At 52.0% G+C, this 23,535-nt stretch carries 19 protein-coding genes; 6 read left to right on the forward strand and 13 right to left on the reverse strand.

Going from position 1 to position 23,535, the window contains the following annotated elements; genetic code table 11:
- The first annotated feature begins 68 nt into the window (after positions 1–68).
- Together EU556_RS18675 and uvrC are read left to right on the forward strand one after the other, a co-directional pair.
- A complete protein-coding gene (locus tag EU556_RS18675) occupies positions 69–2,414 on the forward strand; it encodes a penicillin-binding protein 1A (protein WP_135435659.1) in 2,346 nt (781 codons plus the stop codon).
- Between the two features lie 149 nt (positions 2,415–2,563).
- A complete protein-coding gene (gene uvrC, locus EU556_RS18680; protein WP_135435660.1) occupies positions 2,564–4,366 on the forward strand; it encodes an excinuclease ABC subunit UvrC in 1,803 nt (600 codons plus the stop codon).
- A 76-nt stretch (positions 4,367–4,442) separates the two neighbouring features.
- On the opposite strand, the gene porN is transcribed toward uvrC, so the two are convergent.
- The 10 genes from porN to lipB form a co-directional block, all read right to left on the reverse strand.
- Entirely contained in the window at positions 4,443–5,387 is a 945-nt protein-coding gene (gene porN / locus EU556_RS18685) for a type IX secretion system ring subunit PorN/GldN (protein ID WP_135435661.1), read from the reverse strand.
- Between the two features lie 47 nt (positions 5,388–5,434).
- Positions 5,435–7,015, reverse strand: a complete 1,581-nt coding sequence (gene porM / locus EU556_RS18690; RefSeq protein ID WP_135435662.1) for a type IX secretion system motor protein PorM/GldM — start codon at positions 7,013–7,015, stop codon at positions 5,435–5,437.
- Between the two features lie 59 nt (positions 7,016–7,074).
- Positions 7,075–7,884 (reverse strand): type IX secretion system motor protein PorL/GldL, encoded by an 810-nt coding sequence (gene porL / locus EU556_RS18695; protein WP_135435663.1) that lies wholly within the window; start codon positions 7,882–7,884, stop codon positions 7,075–7,077.
- A 115-nt stretch (positions 7,885–7,999) separates the two neighbouring features.
- Positions 8,000–9,019: a T9SS ring complex lipoprotein PorK/GldK gene (gene porK, locus EU556_RS18700; RefSeq protein ID WP_135435664.1), complete on the reverse strand. Its 1,020-nt coding sequence runs from the start codon at positions 9,017–9,019 to the stop codon at positions 8,000–8,002.
- Between the two features lie 239 nt (positions 9,020–9,258).
- Positions 9,259–10,251 (reverse strand): PorP/SprF family type IX secretion system membrane protein, encoded by a 993-nt coding sequence (locus EU556_RS18705; protein WP_135435665.1) that lies wholly within the window; start codon positions 10,249–10,251, stop codon positions 9,259–9,261.
- Positions 10,252–10,389: 138 nt separating this feature from the next.
- Positions 10,390–11,220 (reverse strand): uroporphyrinogen-III synthase, encoded by an 831-nt coding sequence (locus EU556_RS18710; RefSeq protein ID WP_135435666.1) that lies wholly within the window; start codon positions 11,218–11,220, stop codon positions 10,390–10,392.
- Positions 11,221–11,298: 78 nt separating this feature from the next.
- Positions 11,299–12,483 carry a DUF4271 domain-containing protein gene (locus EU556_RS26850; protein WP_135435667.1) on the reverse strand — a complete coding sequence of 395 codons (1,185 nt, stop codon included), beginning with the start codon at positions 12,481–12,483 and terminating at the stop codon, positions 11,299–11,301.
- A gap of 21 nt (positions 12,484–12,504) precedes the next feature.
- A complete protein-coding gene (locus tag EU556_RS18720; protein ID WP_245327795.1) occupies positions 12,505–13,572 on the reverse strand; it encodes an MraY family glycosyltransferase in 1,068 nt (355 codons plus the stop codon).
- A gap of 68 nt (positions 13,573–13,640) precedes the next feature.
- Positions 13,641–14,060: a hypothetical protein gene (locus EU556_RS18725; RefSeq protein WP_135435668.1), complete on the reverse strand. Its 420-nt coding sequence runs from the start codon at positions 14,058–14,060 to the stop codon at positions 13,641–13,643.
- A gap of 9 nt (positions 14,061–14,069) precedes the next feature.
- Entirely contained in the window at positions 14,070–14,798 is a 729-nt protein-coding gene (lipB, locus tag EU556_RS18730) for a lipoyl(octanoyl) transferase LipB (RefSeq protein WP_135435960.1), read from the reverse strand.
- 433 nt (positions 14,799–15,231) lie between these two features.
- Between lipB and EU556_RS18735 the strand changes: the two genes are divergently transcribed.
- Entirely contained in the window at positions 15,232–15,594 is a 363-nt protein-coding gene (locus EU556_RS18735) for a YraN family protein (RefSeq protein ID WP_245327796.1), read from the forward strand.
- Positions 15,595–15,663: 69 nt separating this feature from the next.
- Here EU556_RS18735 and EU556_RS18740 read toward each other — a convergent pair whose 3' ends face one another.
- The 3 genes from EU556_RS18740 to EU556_RS18750 form a co-directional block, all read right to left on the reverse strand.
- Positions 15,664–16,626 carry a toxin-antitoxin system YwqK family antitoxin gene (locus tag EU556_RS18740; RefSeq protein WP_135435669.1) on the reverse strand — a complete coding sequence of 321 codons (963 nt, stop codon included), beginning with the start codon at positions 16,624–16,626 and terminating at the stop codon, positions 15,664–15,666.
- Positions 16,627–16,809: 183 nt separating this feature from the next.
- On the reverse strand, positions 16,810–18,642 hold the full coding sequence (htpG, locus tag EU556_RS18745) for a molecular chaperone HtpG (RefSeq protein WP_135435670.1): 1,833 nt from the start codon (positions 18,640–18,642) through the stop codon (positions 16,810–16,812).
- A gap of 179 nt (positions 18,643–18,821) precedes the next feature.
- Entirely contained in the window at positions 18,822–19,319 is a 498-nt protein-coding gene (locus EU556_RS18750) for an STAS/SEC14 domain-containing protein (RefSeq protein WP_135435671.1), read from the reverse strand.
- A 596-nt stretch (positions 19,320–19,915) separates the two neighbouring features.
- On the opposite strand from EU556_RS18750, the gene EU556_RS18755 reads away from it, so the two are divergent.
- The 3 genes from EU556_RS18755 (at position 19,916) to EU556_RS18765 (ending at position 23,431) form a co-directional block, all read left to right on the forward strand.
- Entirely contained in the window at positions 19,916–20,257 is a 342-nt protein-coding gene (locus EU556_RS18755) for a hypothetical protein (protein WP_167855635.1), read from the forward strand.
- 148 nt (positions 20,258–20,405) lie between these two features.
- Positions 20,406–22,814 carry a TonB-dependent receptor gene (locus EU556_RS18760; RefSeq protein ID WP_135435673.1) on the forward strand — a complete coding sequence of 803 codons (2,409 nt, stop codon included), beginning with the start codon at positions 20,406–20,408 and terminating at the stop codon, positions 22,812–22,814.
- Positions 22,815–22,858: 44 nt separating this feature from the next.
- On the forward strand, positions 22,859–23,431 hold the full coding sequence (locus EU556_RS18765; RefSeq protein WP_135435674.1) for a hypothetical protein: 573 nt from the start codon (positions 22,859–22,861) through the stop codon (positions 23,429–23,431).
- Positions 23,432–23,535: the final 104 nt, after the last annotated feature.

The following is a 23,535-nucleotide window of genomic DNA, read 5'->3' on the forward strand; positions in this document are numbered from 1 at the left end:
GGCCTAGCGCCCGGCAGTTCACCGGCCTATCCGATTCTGTCACGCATTCATCACCACGTATTGCACCAATGGCTTACCCCGCCACTAAGAAAGCTAAATCAACTGCCCGCAAGCCTAATTCCAGCGGCCGTTTTACGGGCATTACCCGCACCTTCTGGGTGTTGTTCGGCGCCGGTTTCCTGGGGCTGATTCTGTATGTATTAGCCGTTAGTGTCAACTTCCTCAATCTGTTTGGGCGCATGCCCAACCTGAAAACCCTTGAGAACCCTAAGAGCGAGTTAGCCTCTGAAATTTACTCGGCCGATGGGGTCCTGATGGGTAAGTACTTCCACGAAAACCGCACCCCTGCTGAGTACGAAGAGCTGCCCCAGCATCTCATTGATGCTCTCATAGCCACTGAAGATGCCCGCTTTGAGGAGCACTCTGGCATTGACTTGAAGGGTCTGGGGCGTGCTGCCATGGGTATTGTAACGTTCCGGAAAAGCGGCGGTGCTTCTACTCTTACGCAGCAGGTAGCCAAAATGCTCTTCCGCACGCGGGAAGATCTAAACGACGGCGTCTTGAATGATGTACCTGGCCTACGCATGATCATCATCAAGACCAAGGAATGGATCATGGCCGTGCGACTGGAACGCAACTATACCAAGCGCGAAATTCTGCGCATGTATCTTAACACTGCCGAATATGGGTCTAATGCTTTTGGCATTACGGTAGCATCCAAAACCTTCTTTAATAAGAAACCTGCTAACCTGAAGTTGGAAGAGGCAGCCCTGCTGGTGGGAGTGGTAAATGGCCCTTCCTGGTTCAATCCCGTCCGCAACCCCGAGCGCTCCAAGCGTCGGCGCGACTGGGTGTTGAGCCAGATGAACAAGTATCACTATATCGACGAGCCTACTTACCAAAAGGCCGTAGCTAGGCCTATCGCCCTCGATTATAAAGTAGAAAATCAAAACGAGGGCATTGCGCCTTACTTCCGGGTGGAGGTCAGCAAAATGCTGAAAGCGTGGGCCAAGGAAACTGACCACGACCTATACGCCGACGGTTTAAAGATTTACACCACCATCGACTCGCGCATGCAGAAGTATGCCGAAGGAGCTGTAGCCGAGCACATGAAGCTCCAGCAAAAATGGTTTGACCAACAGTGGAAGGGACAGCAACCGTGGCGTGACGAAAATGGCAAAGTGATTCCCAATTTTCTGAGCTCCAGCATCCAGCGTACTGAGCGATATAAGTCCTTATTTAACCGCTACGAGGGCAACAAGGACTCCATCAAGTACTACCTGAATAAGAAGTACAAGATGAAGGTATTTACATGGCAAGGAGGCGAGAAGGAGGTCCTTATGTCGCCAATGGACTCCCTCGCCTACTACAAGCGCATTCTGCACTCAGGCTTTATGGCTATGAACCCACTAAATGGGCAAGTAAAAGCCTGGGTTGGCGGCATCAATTTCAAGTACATCAAGTACGACCACGTGAAGCAGGGCAAACGCCAGCCGGGCTCTACATTTAAGCCGTTTGTGTATGTGGCGGCCATCGACCAGGGCTACTCTCCCTGCTATCAGCGCCCCGATGTACCTACCACCTTCCCTGCGGAGCGGGGTCGGCCAGCCTACACGCCCAAAAACTTTGAGGGAAGCTATTCTGGCCGCTCATTCACGCTACGCCAAGCGTTGGCCCGCTCCATGAACTCTATCACAGCGTGGCTGGTGCAGAAGCTAGAGCCCGAAACCATTGTGAGCTACGCCAAGCGGCTGGGTATTACGTCTCCCATTGAAGCCGTACCAGCGGTAGGATTTGGCTCTTCTGACGTGAGCATCTATGAACTGGCCGGCGCCTATAGCACCTTCGTAAACAAGGGTGTATGGACGTCTCCACTGATGGTCACGCGCATCGAGGATAAGAATGGCAACGTATTGCGCGACTTCATGCCCCAAACCCGGGAGGCTCTGAGTGAGGAAACCGCCTATCTGATGACCTATATGCTGCGCGGTGCTACTGAGGAGCAAGGCGGCACGTCTATCATCTTGAAGAACGGTTTTAAGTTTCCGTATGAAATGGGAGCCAAAACTGGTACCACCAGCAATTACTCCGATGGGTGGTTTATGGGCCTGACGCCCGATCTGGTGTGCGGTATGTGGGTAGGTGGTGAGGACCGTAGCGTGCACTTCCGCACGGGAGCTTATGGCCAAGGCTCGCGCTTAGCGCTGCCCATCTACGGCTTATTTATGCGAAAGGTGTATGCCGACAAAAGCATTGGCATTAATACGGGCCCCTTCCCGAAACCAGAGAAGCCGCTCAGCATTGAAATAGATTGTTCCCGCTACTACGGAGGATCTGCTCAGCGTGATACTATTCCCTACGACCAGAAGCTCAACCAAGTAGATCTGAATGACCTAAAAGACCAGGACATTTAATTCGATTTGTTGGCGCAAATTCAGGGTGGCAGGTGTTTTTCACCTGCCACTTTTTTGTTTTTGTTGAGTGTATTTCACTCACCATAGTGGCCTAGCCGAACAAAAGGCGCGTAACTGAGTACTCAGACAACACTCCCGATTCAAGCATAATGGCTGCCAAAGACCATCTACAGGATCAAATTCGCCAGCTCCCCCACCGGCCCGGCGTGTATAAATATTTCGACGTCACGGATACCATCATCTATGTGGGTAAAGCTATTGACCTGCGTAAGCGGGTAAGTAGCTATTTCACAAAGCAGGATCACAACAAGAAAACTCAGCAGCTGGTCAAGAATATTCATCGAATCGAGTTCACCATTGTTGATTCGGAGTCGGATGCTTTTCTGTTGGAAAACAACCTGATTAAGCAGCATCAGCCGAAATACAACATCCTGCTGAAGGATGGGAAAACGTACCCCTATTTGCTGCTTACCAATGAGCGTTTCCCGAGGCTTATCCCTACGCGCAACAAGAAGCCCGGCGACGGCCACTACTATGGCCCATATGCTAACGTGACGGGCATGAATCTGCTGCTGGAGCTTATTCGGTCTTTATATCCACTCCGCACTTGCACGTATAACCTTTCACCTCAGAACGTCGAGGCTGGGAAGTTTAAGGTGTGCTTGGAGTATCACCTAGGTAACTGCAAAGGCCCGTGTGAGGGTCTCCAGGACGAGGATACGTACAACCAGTACATCCAGCAGATCCGTCAGATTCTTAATGGCGACTTACGGCTACCTAAGCAGTATTTCCGGGAGAAAATGATGCAGGCTGCCCAAGAGCAGCAGTATGAGCTAGCCCATCAGTTTAAGCAGAAGCTCGACAAGCTCGATGAATTTCAGGCGAAGAGCACTATCGTTAATGCTTCGCTTTCAAACATTGATGTTTTCAGCATTGCTTCCAATGAGAAGTCAGCCTTCATCAACTACCTCAAAGTGATGAACGGCAGCATCATTCTCACCCAGTCGGTTGAAGTTCAAAAGAAACTAGACGAACCTGATGATGAAATTCTGACCTCGATGATCATGCAGATGCGAGAGGAGTTTGAAAGTCAGTCGAAGGAAATTCTGACGAACGTTCCTGTTCCTACGCTGCCCTTGCCTTCTGTAACTGTTACGCAGCCTCAAATCGGGGATAAACGCAAGCTGCTTGAGCTCAGTCTGAAAAACGTGCTTTACCTGCGCAAGGAAAAAGAAAGCATGAATGACCGGAGTAAAGACCTTAATGAAGTCCGGATCATGGAGACTATCAAGAAGGACTTACGCCTTACGGAGCTCCCTAAGCATATTGAGTGCTTCGACAACTCCAACTTCCAGGGCGACAATCCGGTGGCCGCTATGGTGTGCTTCCGCAATGCTAGACCTAGTAAGAAGGACTATCGGCACTACCACATCAAGACTGTAGTCGGCCCTAATGACTTTGACTCCATGTACGAGGTGGTTAGCCGCCGCTACCGTCGTTTAGTAGATGAGGGAGCTAGTTTACCTCAGCTTGTAATTGTAGATGGTGGCAAAGGCCAATTAAGCATGGCCGTAAAGGCGCTAAAGGACCTTAATCTGTGGGGTCAAATAGCCGTTATTGGTATTGCCAAGCGGCTGGAAGAAATCTATGTTCCGAACGATCCTCTGCCGCTCTATATTGATAAGAAGAGCGAGTCATTGCGGCTCTTTCAGCGCATGCGCGACGAAGTTCACCGCTTCGGAATAACCTTCCACCGCAGCCGCCGCGACGCAGCTACTCTTAAAACAGAGCTTACTGACGTGAAAGGGCTGGGCCCCATCACTGCTGACAAACTGCTCACAAAGTTTAAGTCAGTCAAAAAGATTAAGGAGCTTTCCGAGCCTGAACTGGTAGCTGAAGTAGGCAAAGCTAAAGCGCGTATCCTGCTTGAGTACTTCAGTCAAAATGAGTAGTTCACCACACTGAAAAATGCATAAAAAAAGCCCTCACAGGATATCTGTGAGGGCTTTCTCCTTTTACTTTACAGGCCTAGAAGCTCCATAGGTTGTACTCATACTCAATTAAGTCAGCGGCAGCTTGCTGCGAAGCAAGAATACCTTCCCGCTCACCACCGTAGATGTCCGATAGGCGGGCATCATTGGGGTTAGAAACTTTCACGATATATGAGTTGAACAACCAGAGTTCGAAAGCGTCTGCTAAGTTCTTATGCTGAGCGTCGTTCTGCGGATTGAACCAAATAGCCTTGTCCGGATTAGCACGGAACACTTTCACCAAGTCGCTATACTTAAACGTCCCGATTGGTTTTTCAATACCGGATACGTTTGAGCTCAGCGTTGAAGGAACGAGCAACGTGATGCACTTGATATCGTGATACATCCGCGACCGTTTCTTGTCGAAGATCATATCTTCCTTCAATTCCATCTGATAGATGTCCTTGGGGCGATACTCATAGCTTGGCGCAGCAGCAGGCGTTGCTGGGGCAGCAGCTACCGTTTCATAAATGATTCGGCCTTTGCTATCCTTCAATGGCTTGCCATTGGCACCCAGTTTAGGGCGCTTAGTAGCAGCAGGCTTAGGTCCCCAGTCGTCAGCTCCTGTGTCTTCCGTGAAACCGGCAGCTCTTTCTTCATCGCTCAGACCAGCATTAGCCTCAGCATATGATACGTTAGAGGTAACCTCCTTGGAAGAGAAAGTAGAAGTTAACGAATCGTTACGGTAGGCCTGCAATTCGCCCCGTTTAACGGCGTCTAAGATTACCTTGCTGATCTCCCGCCCTTCAGAGAACATTGGCTTGTTCTGCTTTTCGCGCAGGTCAATTGCACGCCAAATCGTTTTCCGGAACATGATGTCCGAGTTAGGAATTGGGCGATACGAGCCATTGCTGCTCGCGGTGGTAGCTTGTTCCTGAGCCGAAGCTGCCACCGACAGCGCTAGGCCAGCCGTCAGAGCGGCGAAGGAGAGGAATTTGTTCATACCAGGGTAATCAAAAAAACGTAGCGGTTAGTTCAGAACAATAACGCTTAGAGGAGCGGAATATTGAACTGCTTGGAAACGTTTACTTGCTCCGTGTTGCCTTGGAAGTTCATACGCTGTACTTCTTTCACTTCGATGTACAGACGGTCACCTTCCCGAGCCGAGTTTACTACGCTGCTCAGGTCTACATTCGGACCGTTGACAGGAATAGTTGGCATGGCAGGACGACGGCCGCGTACCAGAGTTACTTCGTAGCGTGTTACGCGGAAGCGAGCATCATCGGGCAGGAAGGTAGAGAAGCCAGCATCAGCCACTGCGCGCAGCTGCATATTGCGTACTGCTGTAATAGGGGTACCCTGCTTCTCGTTAGCCTCGCGGCCACCTACGATGCACTTAATCTCGGGCTTAGGAATTGGACGAACTTCGAACGTCTGCGAACCGATAGCGTTACCACCGCTGCTAACGCTTAGAGTTACCTGCTTAGAGTTAGGCACCAGAGTTACCTCACCTTTAGCAGAACCTTTGATAGTACTTGCTCCTGAAGCTGAGAAGCTAGGATCATACTGAGCACCCAGCGCGGGTACTTGTACGCTCAGCTTGTTACCGCACTTGAAGTACAAAGCTTGAACCGAAGCAGACTGGATCTGCATTACGGGCTTCGTAACGGTATAAGGAACCGTTACGTTGAACGTAGTATCGCGGCCGTTCTGCTTGAAACGGATAGTACCTTTCCAGCTAGCCTTGGCATTACCAGCAGCGTCGAAACTACCGGGGCGGGCCGTGAATTCTACTTTACCTTTGCCATCTGGGCCAACTGCCAGGGGCGAGCCGTTCAGCGTCATGCTGGGGTTCAAGCCCGAAGCAGAAGCCGTCAGAAACAATTCAGCCTTGTATTTCGTACCAGCAGCAACAGTGTTCGACTCAGCGCTAGCGAAGGCACCAATCTTGTCGAATACGATAACGCTACCACCTACTTTAGCAGCCTGAGCAGCCAGAGCATCTGATTCATACTTCAGCACTTCAGCCTCTTTTTGAGAGAGTACAGCTAAAGCTGCTACTACTGGAGTGTTTTCGAAGTTCAATTCAGCAAAGTTCTTGCTCTTCTGCTCTGGGTCAGTTACCATAGCGTCCTCACGAGCGTCCAGTGCTAGGGGACCAGCGTTAGGAACGAATTGTTTGATGTAAGCGGAGTATTTGTTCAACTCCTCTTTCATCTTATATGCTTCGCCGTTACGAGTGCCACCTAACATGGTGATGGCAACCTTGTCTTCGGCGCTCATATTCTTGAACTCGTTTTTGCCTTTATTCTCAGTAGCGCTTAGCAGTTTGCTCCGTACTTCGTCCAAATACGAAACCATCTGCTTCGTACGATCCCGAATTTCTTGGCTCTGCTTCAGTACTGCAAGGTCGCGGGCCTGGTTACGGTTCTTTTCAACTTGAGCTTGAATTCCCTTTACTGCTCCTTCGTTCGCATTCGATACTTTATCGTTGATGGAACCAAGGCTTTCGTCAAGGAACTTGAATTTAAGCAGAATTGCTGAGTTTACTTGAAGGGCTAGAAGAGCGGTGAGTACCAAGTACATCATCCCAATCATCTTCTGCCGTGGAGTCTCTTTACCTCCCGCCATCTTGTCTTACCTATCTATATGGGGTGAACTAAACCTGAAGTTATCAAGGAAGACTAACCTTAGCTGGTAGCGCGCATAGCGTTCAGCATGTTGCCGTACACGCGGTTGAGAGAGCTGAGGTTGGTGGTCAGGCTGGTAACTTCCTGCTTGAACTGCTCGGTTTCTTTGCCAGCCTCAGTCAGGTTTTCCATAGCCTGCGACAGGGTGCCGTAGAACTTGTTCATAGACTTGAGGTGCGTGTTAGCATCCTGCAGTTCCATCTCATACACTGCGTTCAGAGCGCCCAGGTTCTTGGTTACGTTCTGCACTTGCAGGTGGTATTCCTTAGCATCGCTCGTAGCGTCGGCCATAGCCGTCATAGCCTGAGCAGTTTTGCCGTAAGCCTCGTTGATACGCTCGAGCGACTGAGCAGCAGAACGAACTTTCGTCGTGTACTCATCAGTAGCGCTCGTAGCATCACCTAGCGTCGAAAGTTGCTGGGTAGTAGTGCTCAGGCGGTTCAGGCCCTGCCCTAGCGAAGCAATAGCTTCAGGAGTTACGTTGGCATCTTTCAGCATGTCGTCTAGCTTACGGGTCAGGCCCGTGCCAGTGCTGCCTTGCTCAACAAACTTATTGCTGTTAGTAGAGGGGTCGTAACCTTCGCTCAGTTCGGGATATACCAGTGACCAATCTACCTCTTTTGCATTCGGCTGGAATGCGCTTAAGAAGAAGATCAGGGCTTCGGTACCTAGTCCAACCATCAGCATTACGTCAGCACCTTTCCAGTGCAGAATTTTAAACAATGCCCCGATGATTACGACTGCGGCCCCGATGCCATACACCTTGGGCATAACCACGTCATACATGAAGTTACCGCCTTTTGCTGCCATGTTAGTAAGAAATTAAAAAAGAGAAGTTGGTGAGTTGATTAATTAAAAAATGCAGAAGGTGTAAGTAGGGGGTTCAGAGTGTTGAGAACGAAGCTGTATAATTGTGTGACTGAGCTTAGTTCAGGCTGCTATTGGTTCCCATGCCAATTTGAATCATAGCAGTGCGGAAGCCAATGTAAGAGCGGGCGGAATCTTGGTATTCGAAGTTACGAGTACCCGTTTCCAAGAAGTAGGCAATGTCTTTCCATGAGCCACCGCGTACCACTTTGCGGGGTTCGTTGTCATCGGGGTTTGTAGGGTTCATGTCCCACACTACCGGTACAGATGCTTCCATGTAAGCGTCATCACACCATTCGGCTACGTTGCCCGACATATCGTACAGGCCGAAGTCGTTGGGGAAGAAAGCGCCTACTGGCGAAGTGTAAGCGTAGCCGTCGGAAGCGTAATCACCACGACCTGGCTTGAAGTTAGCCAGCATACAGCCTTTCGAGTTACGCAGGTAAGGACCACCCCAAGGATATGTGGCCAGGTCACGACCACCCCGAGCAGCGTATTCCCATTCAGCTTCAGAGGGCAGGCGGAAGTTAGGAGTGGGAGCTAGGCCAGCTTCTTCGTTGGCGGCGTTCTTGTGCTTAGTGCGCCAGTTGCAGAAATACTTGGCAGCGAACCAGTCAACACCAACCACTGGATAATCGTCGAAAGCGGGGTGAGTATAGTAGTACTCCATCAGCGGGTCACCCATGTGGTAGGTGAAGTCGCGTACCCACACCGTGGTGTCGGGATAGAGTTCCGTCATTACGTACTCTTCGCCCAGTACATCAATTGAGTCTTGGCGAATAGCGTTCATAAATTGACGGTATTCGTTGTTGGTAATCTCGGTCTCGTCCATGTAAAAGCCGGCAATAGTTACCTGCTTATTCATGTTGACCATAGAGGCCGAAATGTCTTGGTCGGTCTGTCCCATATGGAACGTACCGCCGGGGCATGGAACCATACCGTAAGGAACCTCCTGTGGGTTGAACTCAGGACGATCCTCAGCTCCGACTAGGTCGCCTTGCGGTCCTTTGCCAAAACCACAGCCTCCCAGCAAGAGCGTTGAAAACGCAACGAGAGGCAAAATGAGAAACTTGTTCATGTGAGGAAGAGAAAAAGACTTTTCAGGCGGCGATACCCAAAGATTACAATTTTGTGAGCCGGCAAATCTAGCTATTTGTACGTTCGTACGCAAGCCTTTTGCTCAATGCATTCCGAATGTTTTTAAACCAAAGCTTACGTTGGTTAAACGATGGAAGGCAAGGAGTTAGTACAGACAAGCCAAAATTCATAGTCGACACATACTCAGGACGCCCCGTAGCCCTGTTTTTAGCTTTTTATTTAAAAGCTGTAGCGTGGAGTGCGAATTGCGGGTCTTACCGACAGGCCTGGCTTGGGCAGACGGTAAGACAGCAAAATCTCAAACGAGCTGAGAGCACGCGCATCTGAGTTAAATGCAACTAAGTCGTAGGCCAGTCCCACGCGCATGGCGTTGTCCTTAGCAAAACTTAGGCCAGCCATCCCCGTGAACGACTCGTCGTAGCGATACCCAATTCCTCCCCAAAAACGGTCGTTGAAAGTGGCGCGTGCACCAACCTCGTAAGAATTATTCTTCAGCGAGAATTTGTCGTTGTCTCCAAACTTGCCCGGCAGCACCATTTTCACCAACACAGTAGGGGTCACAACAACGGAAGACGAAGCCTCAATATTGTAACCAGCAGTAAGATACGCATGGTTTTCATTGATATACTCCGCCGTTTTTCCTCCTGCTACTTCACTCTTGAACTTATAGCCGGCGCGCAAGAGGTTGTTAAAGCTAAGCCCGGCATATAGCTTTTCGGATTCGTACCATGCTCCAACGCCGACGTCAAACTTTTGATCCGACCCTTCCCGTGGTATTTTGACATCACCCTCATCTACAAAGCGGTATGTACCCTGATAGATATTATTAAATATACCCTGCACGCCTAGGCCTAGACGGCCTTCGCCCACTTTGATATGTTTGGAATACGAAAGTTGCGCGTTCGTGGTAGATAGCTGTGCTACCTTATCACGATAAACGCCGATTCCTAGGCCACCGCCAATCGCAGCTATTGGTAAAGAAGCAGTTAGCGAAGCTGTTTGAAGGGCTCCCCCACTATCAAATGTGGCATCGTAGCCGTAGTACTGAGACCTACCAATAGCCGTTATTTCACCCTGCCCTTTTATCCCGGCATAAGCCGGATTGAGATACATCCCGTTGAAGCCGTAGTGGCTAAACTGAGGTTGCTGCTGAGCCATTACGGAGCCAGCACCAGCAAACAATAAGAAAGCAGGAAGTAAAATCTTCTTCATAGAAGCGGCTGACTTCGCGTATGTTACACAGGATTTAGGAAGACGGCTGCTTCCAAATGTATACAAAAAACCTCTGCAACCAATCCTGGGTAAAGATCAAACGGGAAAACCACCAAGGTAGTTCTCCCGCTCTTGAGATCATGCACTCTGCTTACCGCTTTTGTTCTTTTCCTTACTACTATCCGCTCCGTGATGCAATCGGATGTAGGCCTCAATGGCTCCCGTCATGGACGGCGCATTTGGTTGAGGGGCTTCAATATCTAGCTCTAGGCCAGCATCTAAAACTGCTTTTGCCGTGGTAGGCCCAAAGGCGGCAATGCGGGTACCGTTTTGCTCGAAATCAGGAAAGTTGATGAAAAGCGAGCTGATACCTGAGGGACTGAAGAACGCAATACAGTCGTACTTCACATCAGATAGATCGGACAGGTCGCTGGCGACGGTCCGGTAGATTACTGCTTCCGTGAACTTGAAGCCGTTCGCCCGCATGAACTCCGGGATATCATCCTTCCGGATGTCAGAGCATGGATACAGGAACTTCTCGCTCTTATGCTTCTTGATTACCTCGAACAAATCGACGGCAGTGCGCTGCCCTACGAATAGCTTTCGCTTACGCAGCACGATGTACTTCTGCAAATAATTGGCCGTCTGCTCTGAGATGCAGAAATACTTCATCTCAGCAGGCATCTCGATCTTAGCTTCCTGACAGGTACGAAAGAAATGATCTACGGCATTCCGGCTCGTGAATATTACAGCCGTATGGTCGAGAATGTTGATTTTCTCTTTACGGAAGTCCTTGTAGGAAACCGGCTGTACCTCAATAAACTCACGAAAATCTACTTTGATGCCATACTTATCGGCAATAGCAAAGTAGGGGGAGACGTCGTTCGTGGGCTTAGGCTGGGTGACAAGAATGCTGGAGATACGCTTGGCATGACGGCCCGTCCCCGGTTTGTCGTTGCTTTCGGCCATAAGTAGAAAAGTAAGTCTAGGGCAATAAGTCGGCTTTGCGGACACTACTGAAGGGCAGCGCCGACAGTAATGTATTGTTCAGTAAGTAAAAACGATCAGCTTGAGCAGAATGACCAAGGGTATCACTTCTGTGGCGCAAAGGTACGAAAACAAATGTAGATTCAGTAGGGATGCCCTGCTATGCAGTGTACGAGCAACTCGGATAACTGAACCAATCAACAGCAAGGAAACCACCCCGTTGGATACCCACAATACCGTTTCAGGCAGCCGTTGGTTAAGCCCTAGGTACAGGAATATCACTAGAGGTAAGAACAGCCCCATAAATAGAATAGTGCGAATAAACTCCCGGTATTGTACCATGACTAGGTCAGTTACATCAAAAATGTAGCCCATGAGCTCTAGAAACAAGTACTTCCCGATTACGAAGCCAGCTATCAGGCCAGTGTAAAGCAGAACTCGTAGTACAATGGCGGACTCCGGCACATCAAACAGACGGCGCAGAATAACGATACTCTGAATATTAGTATGAATAGCGACTAATAGCAGAGCAAAGGATAACGAGAATATAAGAACTAGGCCTAGGTTGAGCCACGTAATAGTAGGCTTTGTTAGGAAGTCTTGTTCAGCCGCAGCTTTTCCCCATAAACCTTCTACTTGATAAATGCGTGCGAAGCCTGGTTGATACGTGGCGCGAATACCTCCGTAGGCCAGCCCAATAACTAGCAGAAAACACAGGAATACTGTCTGGCCCTGGTGTCCCCGGGGACGAGGTTGGGCTAACAAGGGTGTGGCCGCCGGCTTACCTTTGGGAGTTACGGGTGAGGAAGCTACGTTGCTAAAGGAAGCCAAATTAGGAGTTGCTTCTCCTTGCCATACGCAAAGCAGATGAGAGCCACCAGCAACCCCGGCCGGTAACAGTTGAGCCAAATCAACAGTGTAGGAGGCTGGGGTACGGGCAGTAAATACTAGACGGTTGTCTATGAATAAGCTCAGCCCTTGTCGAGCCGTGAAGCTAATTGGTAGCGGCTTACTAGGCCGAATAGTCAGCCACTGGTAGTAGGCATGCGCTGGCGTATGGTAGTCTGGCAGATAAAGAACCAACCGGTTCGTCTGCTCACCATGAATCAACCAGTCAGAGGTTAGGCCACCACGCGGCGCCGTTGGTAAGGGCCGGTACTCTACTGCCCAGGTAGCTTGACCACTGCACAGGATCAGCCCCAATAACAGCAAAAAAGCACGTAATCTAGCGTAGCGCACAACCATCAAATGGTAAAAGCAGGTGGCCTAGGAAGCTACCCGCTGCTGGGCAGTACGGCTCTGATACACCCCTAGTAAGAAGCTCAGCAGTACAGAGAAAACCACTAGGCCCAGAATGAGGAGCGTGTTGCCCAGATAGGCAAAGTTGATGACGAAGAGAATCACTACTAAGTTGAGTGCCCCCAGTAGCATTACAGTGCTGATTTGCTGAAAGCCCATGGCCAGAATGCGGTGATGGACGTGGTTTTTGTCGGGGGAAAAGGGGGAACGGCCGGCCAGCATGCGCACAATGAATACCCGTAGCGTATCAAACAAGGGCACAAAGAGAATACCTACCGCCACGGAAGGCGCCGAAGAAGCAAAGGGTTGCCCCACCTTCAGGCCCATCTCAATGAACTGAATGGTGAGGATAGAGACAATAAAGCCACACAGCAAGGAACCTGTGTCGCCCATGAAGATACTGGCTTTATGGAAGTTGTATCGCAGAAAGCCCAGCATCCCTCCTATCACGCAGACTGAGACGAACACATAGTTCTGAAAATTGGGCCCGCCGTACTCATAAAAGTAATAGCCGAAGGTGCTCACAATAATCAGCACAATGGTACCGGCAAGACCATCCAAGCCGTCGATCAGATTGATAGCGTTGGTAATGCCTACGATTACTAGAAAGGTGAAAGCATAGCTAATACCAACGGGAAGCTCCTGAATACCCAGGATACCCTGAAAGCTAGTGATGCGCACATCCGCCATAATCATGACAATGCCGGTAGCCAACAACTGGCCTACAAACTTCTTCGCGACGGAAATTGTAACGAGGTCGTCCTTGAGCCCCACGAAGAATAGCACGATGCAGCCAGCCAGCAGTTGCTGAATGCCATGCGACAAATCGGCGAAGATGGTGAGGGCCGACATAAAGCCCGCGAATACTGCAACACCACCGAGACGAGGTGTTAGGGACTCATGCACGGTTCGCACGTTGGGCGTGTCGAGCATGTTCTTCAGGTGGGCGATGTAGATGATGGATGGTACCGCAAACATTGATACCAGAAATGCCCAAAGAGAGGACAGGCCCAACTGAATTCCAAGGTGACTCATGGTGGTTCGGCTCAAGCAAAAACTACGCTCAGCCGGTTATTTCCGACCGCAGCAATGAAAGTATAGGCCTAGCTATGCAACACCCCCGAGCGGTTGAGCATAGCTATATGGATCAGGTTATCGGCCACGATAGAATCGGGCACGAAGATGAATTTTTTATCGAAGATATGTTGGTCGCGGTAGTAGCTTACCCAGTACTGGTTGTTTAAGTGAAACAGGGCTGGGTCAATGGGCTCGATAGGTACGGCGGTGTGCGGTTCCACCTCAAGCAGCACATGCCGCAACGTAGACGTACGAATGGTACTGCCGTCGGCCAGATCTAGGCCATAGCCATTAGAGCTGACGATGACGTTGCTGATAGGGTACTCATTATGATTGAGCAGGTATACCAGCCAACCGGGCTTGCCTTCCTCCGTAGCAGCAGCATCTTCTGGCACAATAGCCACGGATACACCCTCTACCGGATCAAATGAAATGTCTTTCTTCATGCTAAAAACTCAAGAGCCTAGTTCGGCGCCCAATAATCCGGCCAAATGCAGTAGTAAGCGCTCCTGAACTTCAGCAACTGGCACTACCTGGCCTAGCTCCTGCTGCAAAGACGTAACTGCTTTATCAGTAATACCGCAGGGCACAATATGCCCGAAATACGATAAGTCGGTATTTACGTTTAGGGCAAAGCCGTGCATGGTTACCCAGCGGCTACACTTCACGCCCATAGCGCAAATTTTCCGAGGATTAGTGGCTCCTTCCTCAAAGTCAAGCCATACACCGGTAAGTCCATCAATACGTCCGGCGCGCAGCTTATAGTCGGCCAGCGTCAGGATAACGGCCTCCTCTAACACCCGCAGGTAACGATGAATGTCGGTAAAGAAGTTATCGAGGTCGAGGATGGGGTAGCCCACCAGCTGGCCGGGGCCATGGTAGGTAATGTCGCCCCCGCGGTTGATACGGTGGAAGGTAGCCTCGTGAGCGGCTAGGCCACTCTCATCGAGCAACAAATGCTCTGGCTTGCCACTCTTGCCCAAGGTATACACATGAGGGTGCTCACAAAGCAGCAAGTAGTTGGGCGTAGGCTCAACAGGCTCGCCGGCTTCAACAGCGGCGCGATTGCGGGTTTTGATTGCCAGCGTGTCAGCTAGCAGTTGCTCCTGTAGCTCCCAAGTAGGTACGTACTCCACCAAGCCCAACCGCCGCACCTGAATTTGTCGGTTCTGTCCCGGTTGCATAGGCGCCGCTGCTAGAGCGGGCGCAACTGGAGTGGTGGGTGCTACGCAGGCCGAAAGAAAGTCCATGAGCAGTTAAAATAAGCAGCGAAAGAGCCCTAGTGGAAAGACGTCAGTTAGTTTAGAAACCCAACTATTTCTGCCTTTATCATCAAGCAATTTAGCTATTTAGCGCAAAGAAACGATGCTGACACAGCAATGACAGAAGCTCGGCAGTTGGCTTAGCATCACGTCATTTTTCTCTCTCCTACGCCTGAGGAAAACTGAACTGACAAGGAAGCGAGCTGGCTTTCTATTGCTGTTCAGAAAGCGCGCAAAGGTACCATTTTTACTTCCAACCTCAACGAAAGAGCTATCATTAAACGGAGTTACCTAATGGCCACTGCTCGCACTTACCATACTCAGTAGCATATATTTTGCGCATATTGATCTGGATATGATGCCCACCACCGCACATGCTATTGGCCAAGCTGGTGAAGATGCTGCCCTCGACTATTTACTAGCTTCAGGCTATGAATTGGTGCATCGAAATTACCGCTACCGGCGCGCCGAAGTCGATCTAATTGTCCGCCTAGGCCAGGAGCTTCTAGTGTTTGTTGAGGTCAAGACGCGTACGACGGTTCGCTTTGGTTACCCCGAGGAATTTGTGACCTCGCGCAAACAAGAGCTCTTTCGTCGCGCGGCAGAACAGGTACAGGAAGAGTTAGCCTGGGCCGGTGATATTCGGTTTGACATTTTGGCGCTTACGCCCGATAGCAGTGGCCTACGAGTAGAGCATTTTCAAGATGCCTTCTTTTAATCCATTACTTAGGAAGGCAAAGGGGCGCAGCCTGATAGGCTGCGCCCCTTTGCACTTATGCAGCGCTGTTTATTTCTTCATACCGGGGCGGGCTGTATCTGCTTCACCACGCTTGTCGAGTTTATCTTTCTCATAAATCAGCACGCCATTGCGGTTATATTCTTTCACCAACACTGGCTCGGTTACTTCGGGGTCGTACCCGGTTTCTCCATACTGATATTCATAGCGAAGGCGGTTGCGCGCGTTGCGGAAGCCCCAGTACCGGTTCCAAGTCCCGATGCGCTTTCCGTTTTCAAATTGCCCATCCCACTCCAACTGGCCATTTTCGTTGTAGCGCACGTAGTCGCCTTCCAGCTTCCCATTCACGAAAGGAATAACTTCCTTCACTTGTTTCTGAGCACCATCATAGTACGTTATGTTGGCATCGCGCGGAAAACCCATTTCATAATGCGTCTTCGTGAGCAGGATATTATCACGATTGAATGTTTCCCAGCGTAAGTGCTTGGTGCCAACAGCGTAGTACCCGGTTTCTACTACTTTGCCTCCTTCTGTTTTCTTGTAGGGGCCATGTAGCACCCGAAACAGGTTTCCGTCAATATCCCCATTCGCCTTTATGATACGACGCTTTTTGGGGTCATACACGTAACGAGCCGGGGCATACGGGTTAGGCTGTTGGAAAGTGCGCAGGTAATAAAACGTTTCGATGCGTTGATTTTTGCCCTTACCACCCGACTTCACATAGGCCTTCTTAATTCGCTCCCCGAGGAAGATGTTTTTCTTCTTCTTGGGTTTACGCTGGGCGGCTTTCTCCTTTTCCTTAGCAGCTCGCTCCTGTTCTTTGGTGAGCGTGGTACGCTTGGCGATGAGTGAAGGTGCCTTAGTAGTATCCTGAGCAGTAGTGAGTGTATCACCACTTAAGGCTAGGCCACCGGTGTCAGGCTTGCTGTTAAATGAAACTGTTTTCTTGGAGCAGGCCGCCAGCGACAACAGCAGGCTAACCAATAGAAACAGGGGTAGGCGGAACAGACGCATCGGGAGTAAAGGCAGAATTCGCAGCATCGAACGTAAATATAAACGCATTTGGTGCCCTCTACTTTGCCCACCCCAAACCATGAATCAGCAAGCAGGCCATTCTAGCGGACACTAACAAGCAAAAAGCCCTGACTATTGAAGCCAGGGCTTTGTACTACTTTAAACTATTAAGACTTTTTTATGCTACTCAGTAGCTAGTAAATCAGCGCTACGCTTCACAAAGGCTGTTAACGCTTCGCCTTTCAGCATACCTTGCGCCAACAGAGCGAGGTCGTAGGCTTGCCGGGCTAGCTTGCTGCCGGCTTCGCCTTCAGCTTTCAGCACGCGCTGCGCAATGGGGTGATTGGCATTCACACTCACCGTGTAGCTATCTGGGAGGCTACCAAACATCTGCATGCCTCCTCCCCCACCGGTGCGTTGCATATCCTTCATGCGGCGCATGAACTCAGGCAAGGTAATAACAACCGGCGCATCCTGGGGCGAGAGAGCTTCTACTTGCACGTGCATGTGCTCGTTGCTGATGGCACCTTTATACAGCTCTTGCAGCTTGGTTTTATCGTCGTCGCTGAGGACACTTTCCTGCTGCTCGTCTTTCTCGATAAGTTTGCCAACCGTGTCGGCATCCACGCGCTTGAAGGTGGTTTTCTCCAGCTTTTGCTCCAACTGCCCGATAAAGTGCGGGTCGAGCACGGCATCCAGCTTCAGCACATCATAGCCACGGTCTTGAGCGGCCTGTACGAAGGCGTGCTGCGACTCAGGGTCAGTGGTGTAGAGCACCACGGTCTGGTCGTTCTTGTCCTTCTGGTTGGCCTGTACAAACTCTTGGTATTCCTTCAGGGTAAAGAACTTGCCACCTACGTTCTGCACCAACGCGAAGTCCTTGGCCTTCTCATAGAACTTCTCATCGGAGAGCATGCCGTACTTCACGAACAGCCCAATGTCCGACCATTTCTCCTCGAAGCCCATGCGGTCTTTGCGGAACAGCTCGGCCAGCTTGTCGGCTACCTTCTTGGTGATGTAGGTGTTGATTTTCTTCACCGCTGCATCAGCCTGCAGGAAGCTGCGCGACACGTTCAGCGGAATGTCGGGCGAGTCGATGACGCCGTGGAGCAGCATTAGGAATTCGGGCACCACGTCCTTCACCTCGTCGGTGATGAATACCTGGCGCGAGTAGAGCTGGATTTTGTTGCGCTGGAACTGCAGCTCGTCCTTCACCTTCGGGAAGTAAAGAATGCCCGTCAGGTTGAAGGGATAATCTACGTTGAGGTGAATCCAGAACAGCGGAGCCTCCGAGAAGGGATACAGCTCCTGGTAGAATTTGGTGTAGTCTTCGTCGGTCAGCTCAGAGGGCTGCTTGGTCCAGATCGGAGCCGTTTGGTTGATTACCTCTCCCTCGAACTCAATTTCGATGGGCAGGAACTTGCAGTACTTGGTCAGGATGGTACGCAGGCGAGCAGCTTCCAGAAACTCATCAGAGTCTTCGGCTACGTGCAGTACCACATCGGTGCCACGGTCGGCCTTCTCAGCAGTTTCGAGGCTGAACTCGGTGCTGCCGTCGCACACCCAGTGGGCGGCCTCGGTATCTTCCTTGTAGCTCTTCGAGAAGATTTCTACCTCATTGGCTACCATGAAGGCCGAGTAGAAGCCTAAGCCAAACTGACCGATAATCTGGTCTTTGGCGGCGGCATCCTTCTCCTTATACTTCTCTACAAACTCAGAAGCTCCGGAAAAGGCAATCTGATTGATATACTTCTTGATTTCTTCGCCCGTCATGCCCAGGCCGCGGTCGGAGATGGTGATGGTGCGGGCTTCCTTGTCCACACTTACCTTCACTTTCAGCTCACCCAGCTCACCTTTAAACTCACCCAGCTGGGCCAAGCTCTTCAGCTTTTGCGTGGCATCTACGGCATTGCTGACCAGTTCCCGCAGGAAGATTTCGTGGTCAGAATACAGGAACTTCTTGATGATGGGAAAGATATTCTCGGTGTGAATCGAGATGCTGCCTTTCTCTTGCATAGCGCGTTGGAAAAGAGGAGTTAAAAACAGGAATGCAGACGAATTGCCAGCCGATTTCTTGCTGGCTGGCGAAATTCTCGGCTTTCAAACCGTATTCCAGTTCCTCTTTAGCTGTCAGTTTGACAGCGCTTTCGCATGCTGACCCCGTAGGCTAGCCACCTTAGTGAATCGGCAGTGGCCTAGCGACCTACTTCCCATAGCTGACGCATAGCATTGCGGTAAATGCGCTGAGAAGGCGGCAAAGCCGCCTGCCATTCGCGCTCCAAACTATCAATGAGGGGCGTGGCTGAACGAGTGAGCCAATCGAGGGCGGCGGGAATATCAGAGAAGAACTGAAAGTTGATGCGAGCGTGGCGCTGGGCTTCACTGAGAATATTCTCCACAATCAACTGGTTATGCAAGTTAGGTGGCTCAATAAAGGCCAAATGCTCTACTCCCAACGCCAAAAATTGCTCTAACCACTTGTCACTGAGCCATGCTTGCTCTTCCATGCCTAGCAAAGGCATAGTGCTACTGTCAACCAACCACTGCGTTATCTGATGATCCTGGGATATTACCAGTAATTGTTGCAGCGACTGCTCAAATTCTTTAAACTCCAGGGGCCCACGCCATTCCCAACGCAACAACCGCGACTGCGGCGAAACCTGCACAAACAATGAATTAACTACGCATATCATAGTACTACCAACTTATGTAAGCCGAGAAATTGGCTTACTCTGAAGGCAAAGCTATAATACAGTATTCTTAGCTCGATTCTATTTCGCTAGGCCTATCCAATACCTCGTTGAATGTTGGATTATCTTGGCTGAGTTCTACCTGAACAGATTTAGGCAGCCAGTTGCCCTGCGGCTATAGGCTCCGTTGTTGAGGCCACTAGGGCAGTTGTGGCGACCTTTTGAGTGGGGTGCATTTCGTGCGTTACTACTGGTCTAGCAACGGCTCGGTGCGACAACCGATAGTGAAAGCGCGCTGGACGAAATGAAAATGATTGTTTGGCACTGCCACTCATACAAATAGCACCTCGGTGGTACCTAGAGCGGAGCCTTTCCTAGTGGGACGCAGCACGGCCGCTAGGCGGCGTAGTAGACGAAAAGTGATGGTTTTCATAGCTAATGAAATGATGTGAAAGAACAGCACAAAGGTCTCATCTGCGTATTGACTACACGTTGTCAGAGCGTTATGCTTTCGTGAATCTGACGCGCCATTTTCGTTGCCCGCAAAGGATTACAATATTTCCCTTTACATTTGTCTCTCAACTGACACAATGTTGCAAATGCGTACCCTACGGTCTCGTCTGGCTCTTGTGCTGCTCCTGTGCTTTGTGCGGGTGCTGCTGCCCGATGCGTGGGTACTGGCCCTGCACTCCCACGAACATACCACCGAGGAGCCTACGCAATCGGTGAAGTGGCCTAAGGGTAAGGCGTTGCTCTCAGCCAAGCACCAGCACTGCGATGTTGATCAGTTTTTCAAGGAAGCTTTCCAAACTCCGGAGCCCCTTGCGCTGCCAGCTGAAGCTACTAGCTATTTGCCCGTAACGGCAACTCTCAGGCTGCTGACGGGCGTATCTGCCTTCACTCCTACTGCTGGCCTGCGCGGGCCGCCTAGCCACTGCTAAACCCATAGTAGGCCACTCGTAGCCACGCCTTGCCCTCTTTGTGGCATAAGCAACGCGTGTACTTTGCAGGAGAGCTACGCCTCTCTCCGCCCCATTGCGGGGCTGCTACGCGGGCCGGTTTAGTATTCCGGCGTCTTCCGTTTCCTTTATGCTTTTCCGTGTTCCGGGCGCACCGGACCGGTTTAGGTGTGCGTGGCTGTTGCTCTTCCTATTGAGCTCGGCTGCCGCAGCCCTAGGCCAGTCGGGTACGTGCGCCTCGTCGCTGAGCGGCCGCATCTCCGACCACGAGAGTCGGGAGTCGTTGGCCAGCGCGACGGTGGTGGTGCTGGAAACCCAGCAGGCCATCCAAACCGAGGCCGATGGCCATTATCATTTTGAGTTATGCCCGGGCACGTACCACGTGCAGGTTTCCTTTGTGGGCTATGCCTCCGAAACCGCCGAGGTGCGCCTGGGCTCCGCCGTGGTGCGCGACTTCAAGCTGCACCCCGATGCTGTTCTACTGCAAGGTGCCACGGTGAACGGTCAGCACGTGGAGGCTCCTACTACCCAAGCTACCGCCACCCTAAGCGGACAAGCTCTGCAACAGACCCGGGGGCAAACGCTGGGCGAGGCATTACAGAAAGTGTCCGGTGTAACGGCCATCCAAACTGGCCCGAGCATCTTCAAGCCCATGATTCATGGGCTGCATTCCAACCGCGTGACCATTCTCAACAATGGCGTGCGGCAGGAAGGGCAGCAGTGGGGCCAGGAGCACGGCCCGGAAATTGACCCATTTATTGCCTCCCAACTGACGGTGGTGAAGGGCGCCGCCAGCGTCCGGTATGGCTCCGATGCCATTGGCGGCGTAGTGCTGGTGCAGCCCAAACCTCTGCGCGATTCTGTGGGCACTGGGGGCGAGCTGAACCTGGTAGGCATGAGCAACAATGGCCTGGGCGCAGCTTCGGGCACGGTGGAGGGCAACCTGGCCAAGCTGCCGGCCCTGAGCTGGCGCGTGCAGGGTACAGCCAAACGCGCCGGTACTATGCGGGCCCCTGGCTATTACCTGAAAAACTCAGGCTTTGAGGAGTACGACTACTCCGGGGCAGTGAGCTGGCGTAAAGACACGTATGGCTTCGAGGCGTTCTATAGCCAGTTCAGCACGAAGCTGGGCATTTTGCCGGCGGCCCACGCAGAGAGTCCTTCTGACCTGGCTGCTGCCATTGCCCGGCCCCGGCCCCTGGAAACTACCAGTTTCAACTACGATATCAATCGAGCTTACCAGCAGGTCAGCCACGAGCTGCTGAAACTGTCGGGGTTTATCAAGACGGGCACGGTGGGGCGCCTGACGGCCACCCTAGGCCAGCAGACAGACTTCCGTGACGAGTATGACCTGTATTCAGCTCGCAACGCCGAACGGGCGGCGCGGAACCGGCCGGCCCTAAGCTATTCCAACCGCACCACCACGGGGGAACTGATTTGGGAGCACAAGCCGCTAGGCCACTTCACTGGAAGCGTAGGGCTGGCTGGCACGTACCAGTTCAACCGCTACGCCGATGGCACGAGGGGCTTCATCCCCTTCTACAACAACTACGTGGCCGGCGCCTTTGCCATTGAGCGCTGGCAGCAGGGCAAGTGGCAGCTGGAGGGTGGCCTACGCGCCGACTACCGCCACCTGCAGACCCGCCGCGGCACCCGCAATGAGCTGGGGGTATATTACGTAGACCGGCGTGAGTTTACCTACGTGACGCCCGCCGCCTCGCTGGGCGCCATCTATGACCAGGGGGCTCACCTTACCCTGAGCCTGACATCTAGCCTCACTGAGCGCGCGCCCGCGCCCAACGAGCGGTTCAGCGACGGGGTGCACAACGCCCAGTATGAGCTTGGCTATGACTTAGTACCCGGCAACGGAGCCCTGCGGCCCGAAACGGCTTACCACACCGCCCTAACGGCCAATTGGCACGATAACCCGCGCCTGAATGGAGAGCTGACGGTGTATCAAACGACCATCAACGGCTTCATCTACCAACAGCCCATTCTGCCACCAGTTATCAATATCCGGGGTACGCTCATCAGCTGGCAGTACTACCAGACCAACGCCACCTTGCGCGGCCTGGACCTAGGCCTGACATATCGCTTGGCACCGCAGTGGCAACTGGCGGGCAAGGCCTCGGTGGTGCGCGGCCGTGATACCAAGGCCGACCAGTGGCAGGTGTTTATGCCCGCTGATCGGGCCGAGCTTTCGGTGCGCTACGAGGCGCCCGATGGCAGTGGCCGCCTTACTGGGCGCTACGTGAACCTGGGTGGCTACGCCGTGGCCCGCCAAACCCGTGTGCCAGATAACTACGCCGCCAAAGATTACGCCCTGCCGCCGGCCGGCTACGCCCTACTAGGCCTAGAAACCGGCGCTACCGTGCACTGGGGCCGCTTGCCCTTAGAGGTGAGCGTGGCGGGCTCCAACCTACTCAACCAGCGCTACCGCGACTACCTCAACCGCTACCGCTACTTCGCCGACGAAATGGGCCGCAACGTGACACTTCGCGTGCGGGCGCCCTTGGAGTTTGGCCGCAGTCGGCAGTAGCGCTTTTCTCTACATCCATTCACATCCTTCCTTACCTCTTTTCCATGCAGAACCCCGTTTTTCTCCGCCCTGCCCTCCTGGCCCTGTTGGCTTCCGCCACTGTTTTCTCGGCTTGCAAAAAAGACAACGACGACCCCACGCCCGACGACGACAACGAGCAAATTACAACGGTAACCTATACCCTAACCCCCCAGAGCGGTGGTGCGGCCGTTACCATTCAGTACCGCGACATTGATGGTGACGGCGGACAGGCCGGAGTAATTACGCCCGCTACGCTGGTACTGGCGCCTAATACCACCTATACCGGCACCCTGACTCTGTCCGATGAAACCAAAACCCCAGCCGAAAACACCACTGCTGAAATTTTGGAAAAGGGCGACGAGCACCTGTTCGTATTTACCCCCAGCAACGTCAACCTGACTGTTACGGCCACCGACAAGGACAAGAACAACCTCCCGATAGGCCTAGCCACCCAAGCCGTAACGGGCGCTGCTAATGCCACCGGCACTACTGGTACCTTAAAAGTGGTGCTGCGCCACCAGCCCGGCTCTAAAAACGGCACTGCCACCCCCGGCAGCACCGACGTGGAAGTAGATTTCCCGACGGCTGTGCGCTAGAGCGGTGAATGATTGAGTGAAGTGGCCTAGTCGCCGCTTTCAGCAGCACCGATGAAGCTACTAGTGGCAGTTCTGAAGTTGCTGATAGCCGGAATATTTAGGGC

This window comes from Hymenobacter fodinae (assembly GCF_004745825.1).
GTDB classification, from domain to species: domain Bacteria; phylum Bacteroidota; class Bacteroidia; order Cytophagales; family Hymenobacteraceae; genus Hymenobacter; species Hymenobacter fodinae.

Excerpts from the sequence above, each read along its gene's own strand:
- EU556_RS26850 (WP_135435667.1), bottom strand. The coding sequence starts at position 12,483 with ATGGTTGTGCGCTACGCTAGATTACGTGCTTTTTTGCTGTTATTGGGG.
- EU556_RS18675 (WP_135435659.1), top strand. The coding sequence starts at position 69 with ATGGCTTACCCCGCCACTAAGAAAGCTAAATCAACTGCCCGCAAGCCT.
- EU556_RS18740 (WP_135435669.1), bottom strand. The coding sequence starts at position 16,626 with ATGCGTCTGTTCCGCCTACCCCTGTTTCTATTGGTTAGCCTGCTGTTG.
- porN (WP_135435661.1), bottom strand. The coding sequence starts at position 5,387 with ATGAACAAATTCCTCTCCTTCGCCGCTCTGACGGCTGGCCTAGCGCTG.
- porK (WP_135435664.1), bottom strand. The coding sequence starts at position 9,019 with ATGAACAAGTTTCTCATTTTGCCTCTCGTTGCGTTTTCAACGCTCTTG.
- uvrC (WP_135435660.1), top strand. The coding sequence starts at position 2,564 with ATGGCTGCCAAAGACCATCTACAGGATCAAATTCGCCAGCTCCCCCAC.
- EU556_RS18750 (WP_135435671.1), bottom strand. The coding sequence starts at position 19,319 with ATGATATGCGTAGTTAATTCATTGTTTGTGCAGGTTTCGCCGCAGTCG.
- EU556_RS18705 (WP_135435665.1), bottom strand. The coding sequence starts at position 10,251 with ATGAAGAAGATTTTACTTCCTGCTTTCTTATTGTTTGCTGGTGCTGGC.
- porL (WP_135435663.1), bottom strand. The coding sequence starts at position 7,884 with ATGGCAGCAAAAGGCGGTAACTTCATGTATGACGTGGTTATGCCCAAG.
- EU556_RS18765 (WP_135435674.1), top strand. The coding sequence starts at position 22,859 with ATGCAGAACCCCGTTTTTCTCCGCCCTGCCCTCCTGGCCCTGTTGGCT.
- EU556_RS18720 (WP_245327795.1), bottom strand. The coding sequence starts at position 13,572 with ATGAGTCACCTTGGAATTCAGTTGGGCCTGTCCTCTCTTTGGGCATTT.
- EU556_RS18760 (WP_135435673.1), top strand. The coding sequence starts at position 20,406 with ATGCTTTTCCGTGTTCCGGGCGCACCGGACCGGTTTAGGTGTGCGTGG.
- EU556_RS18755 (WP_167855635.1), top strand. The coding sequence starts at position 19,916 with ATGCGTACCCTACGGTCTCGTCTGGCTCTTGTGCTGCTCCTGTGCTTT.
- EU556_RS18735 (WP_245327796.1), top strand. The coding sequence starts at position 15,232 with ATGATGCCCACCACCGCACATGCTATTGGCCAAGCTGGTGAAGATGCT.
- porM (WP_135435662.1), bottom strand. The coding sequence starts at position 7,015 with ATGGCGGGAGGTAAAGAGACTCCACGGCAGAAGATGATTGGGATGATG.
- htpG (WP_135435670.1), bottom strand. The coding sequence starts at position 18,642 with ATGCAAGAGAAAGGCAGCATCTCGATTCACACCGAGAATATCTTTCCC.
- EU556_RS18710 (WP_135435666.1), bottom strand. The coding sequence starts at position 11,220 with ATGGCCGAAAGCAACGACAAACCGGGGACGGGCCGTCATGCCAAGCGT.
- EU556_RS18725 (WP_135435668.1), bottom strand. The coding sequence starts at position 14,060 with ATGAAGAAAGACATTTCATTTGATCCGGTAGAGGGTGTATCCGTGGCT.
- lipB (WP_135435960.1), bottom strand. The coding sequence starts at position 14,798 with ATGCAACCGGGACAGAACCGACAAATTCAGGTGCGGCGGTTGGGCTTG.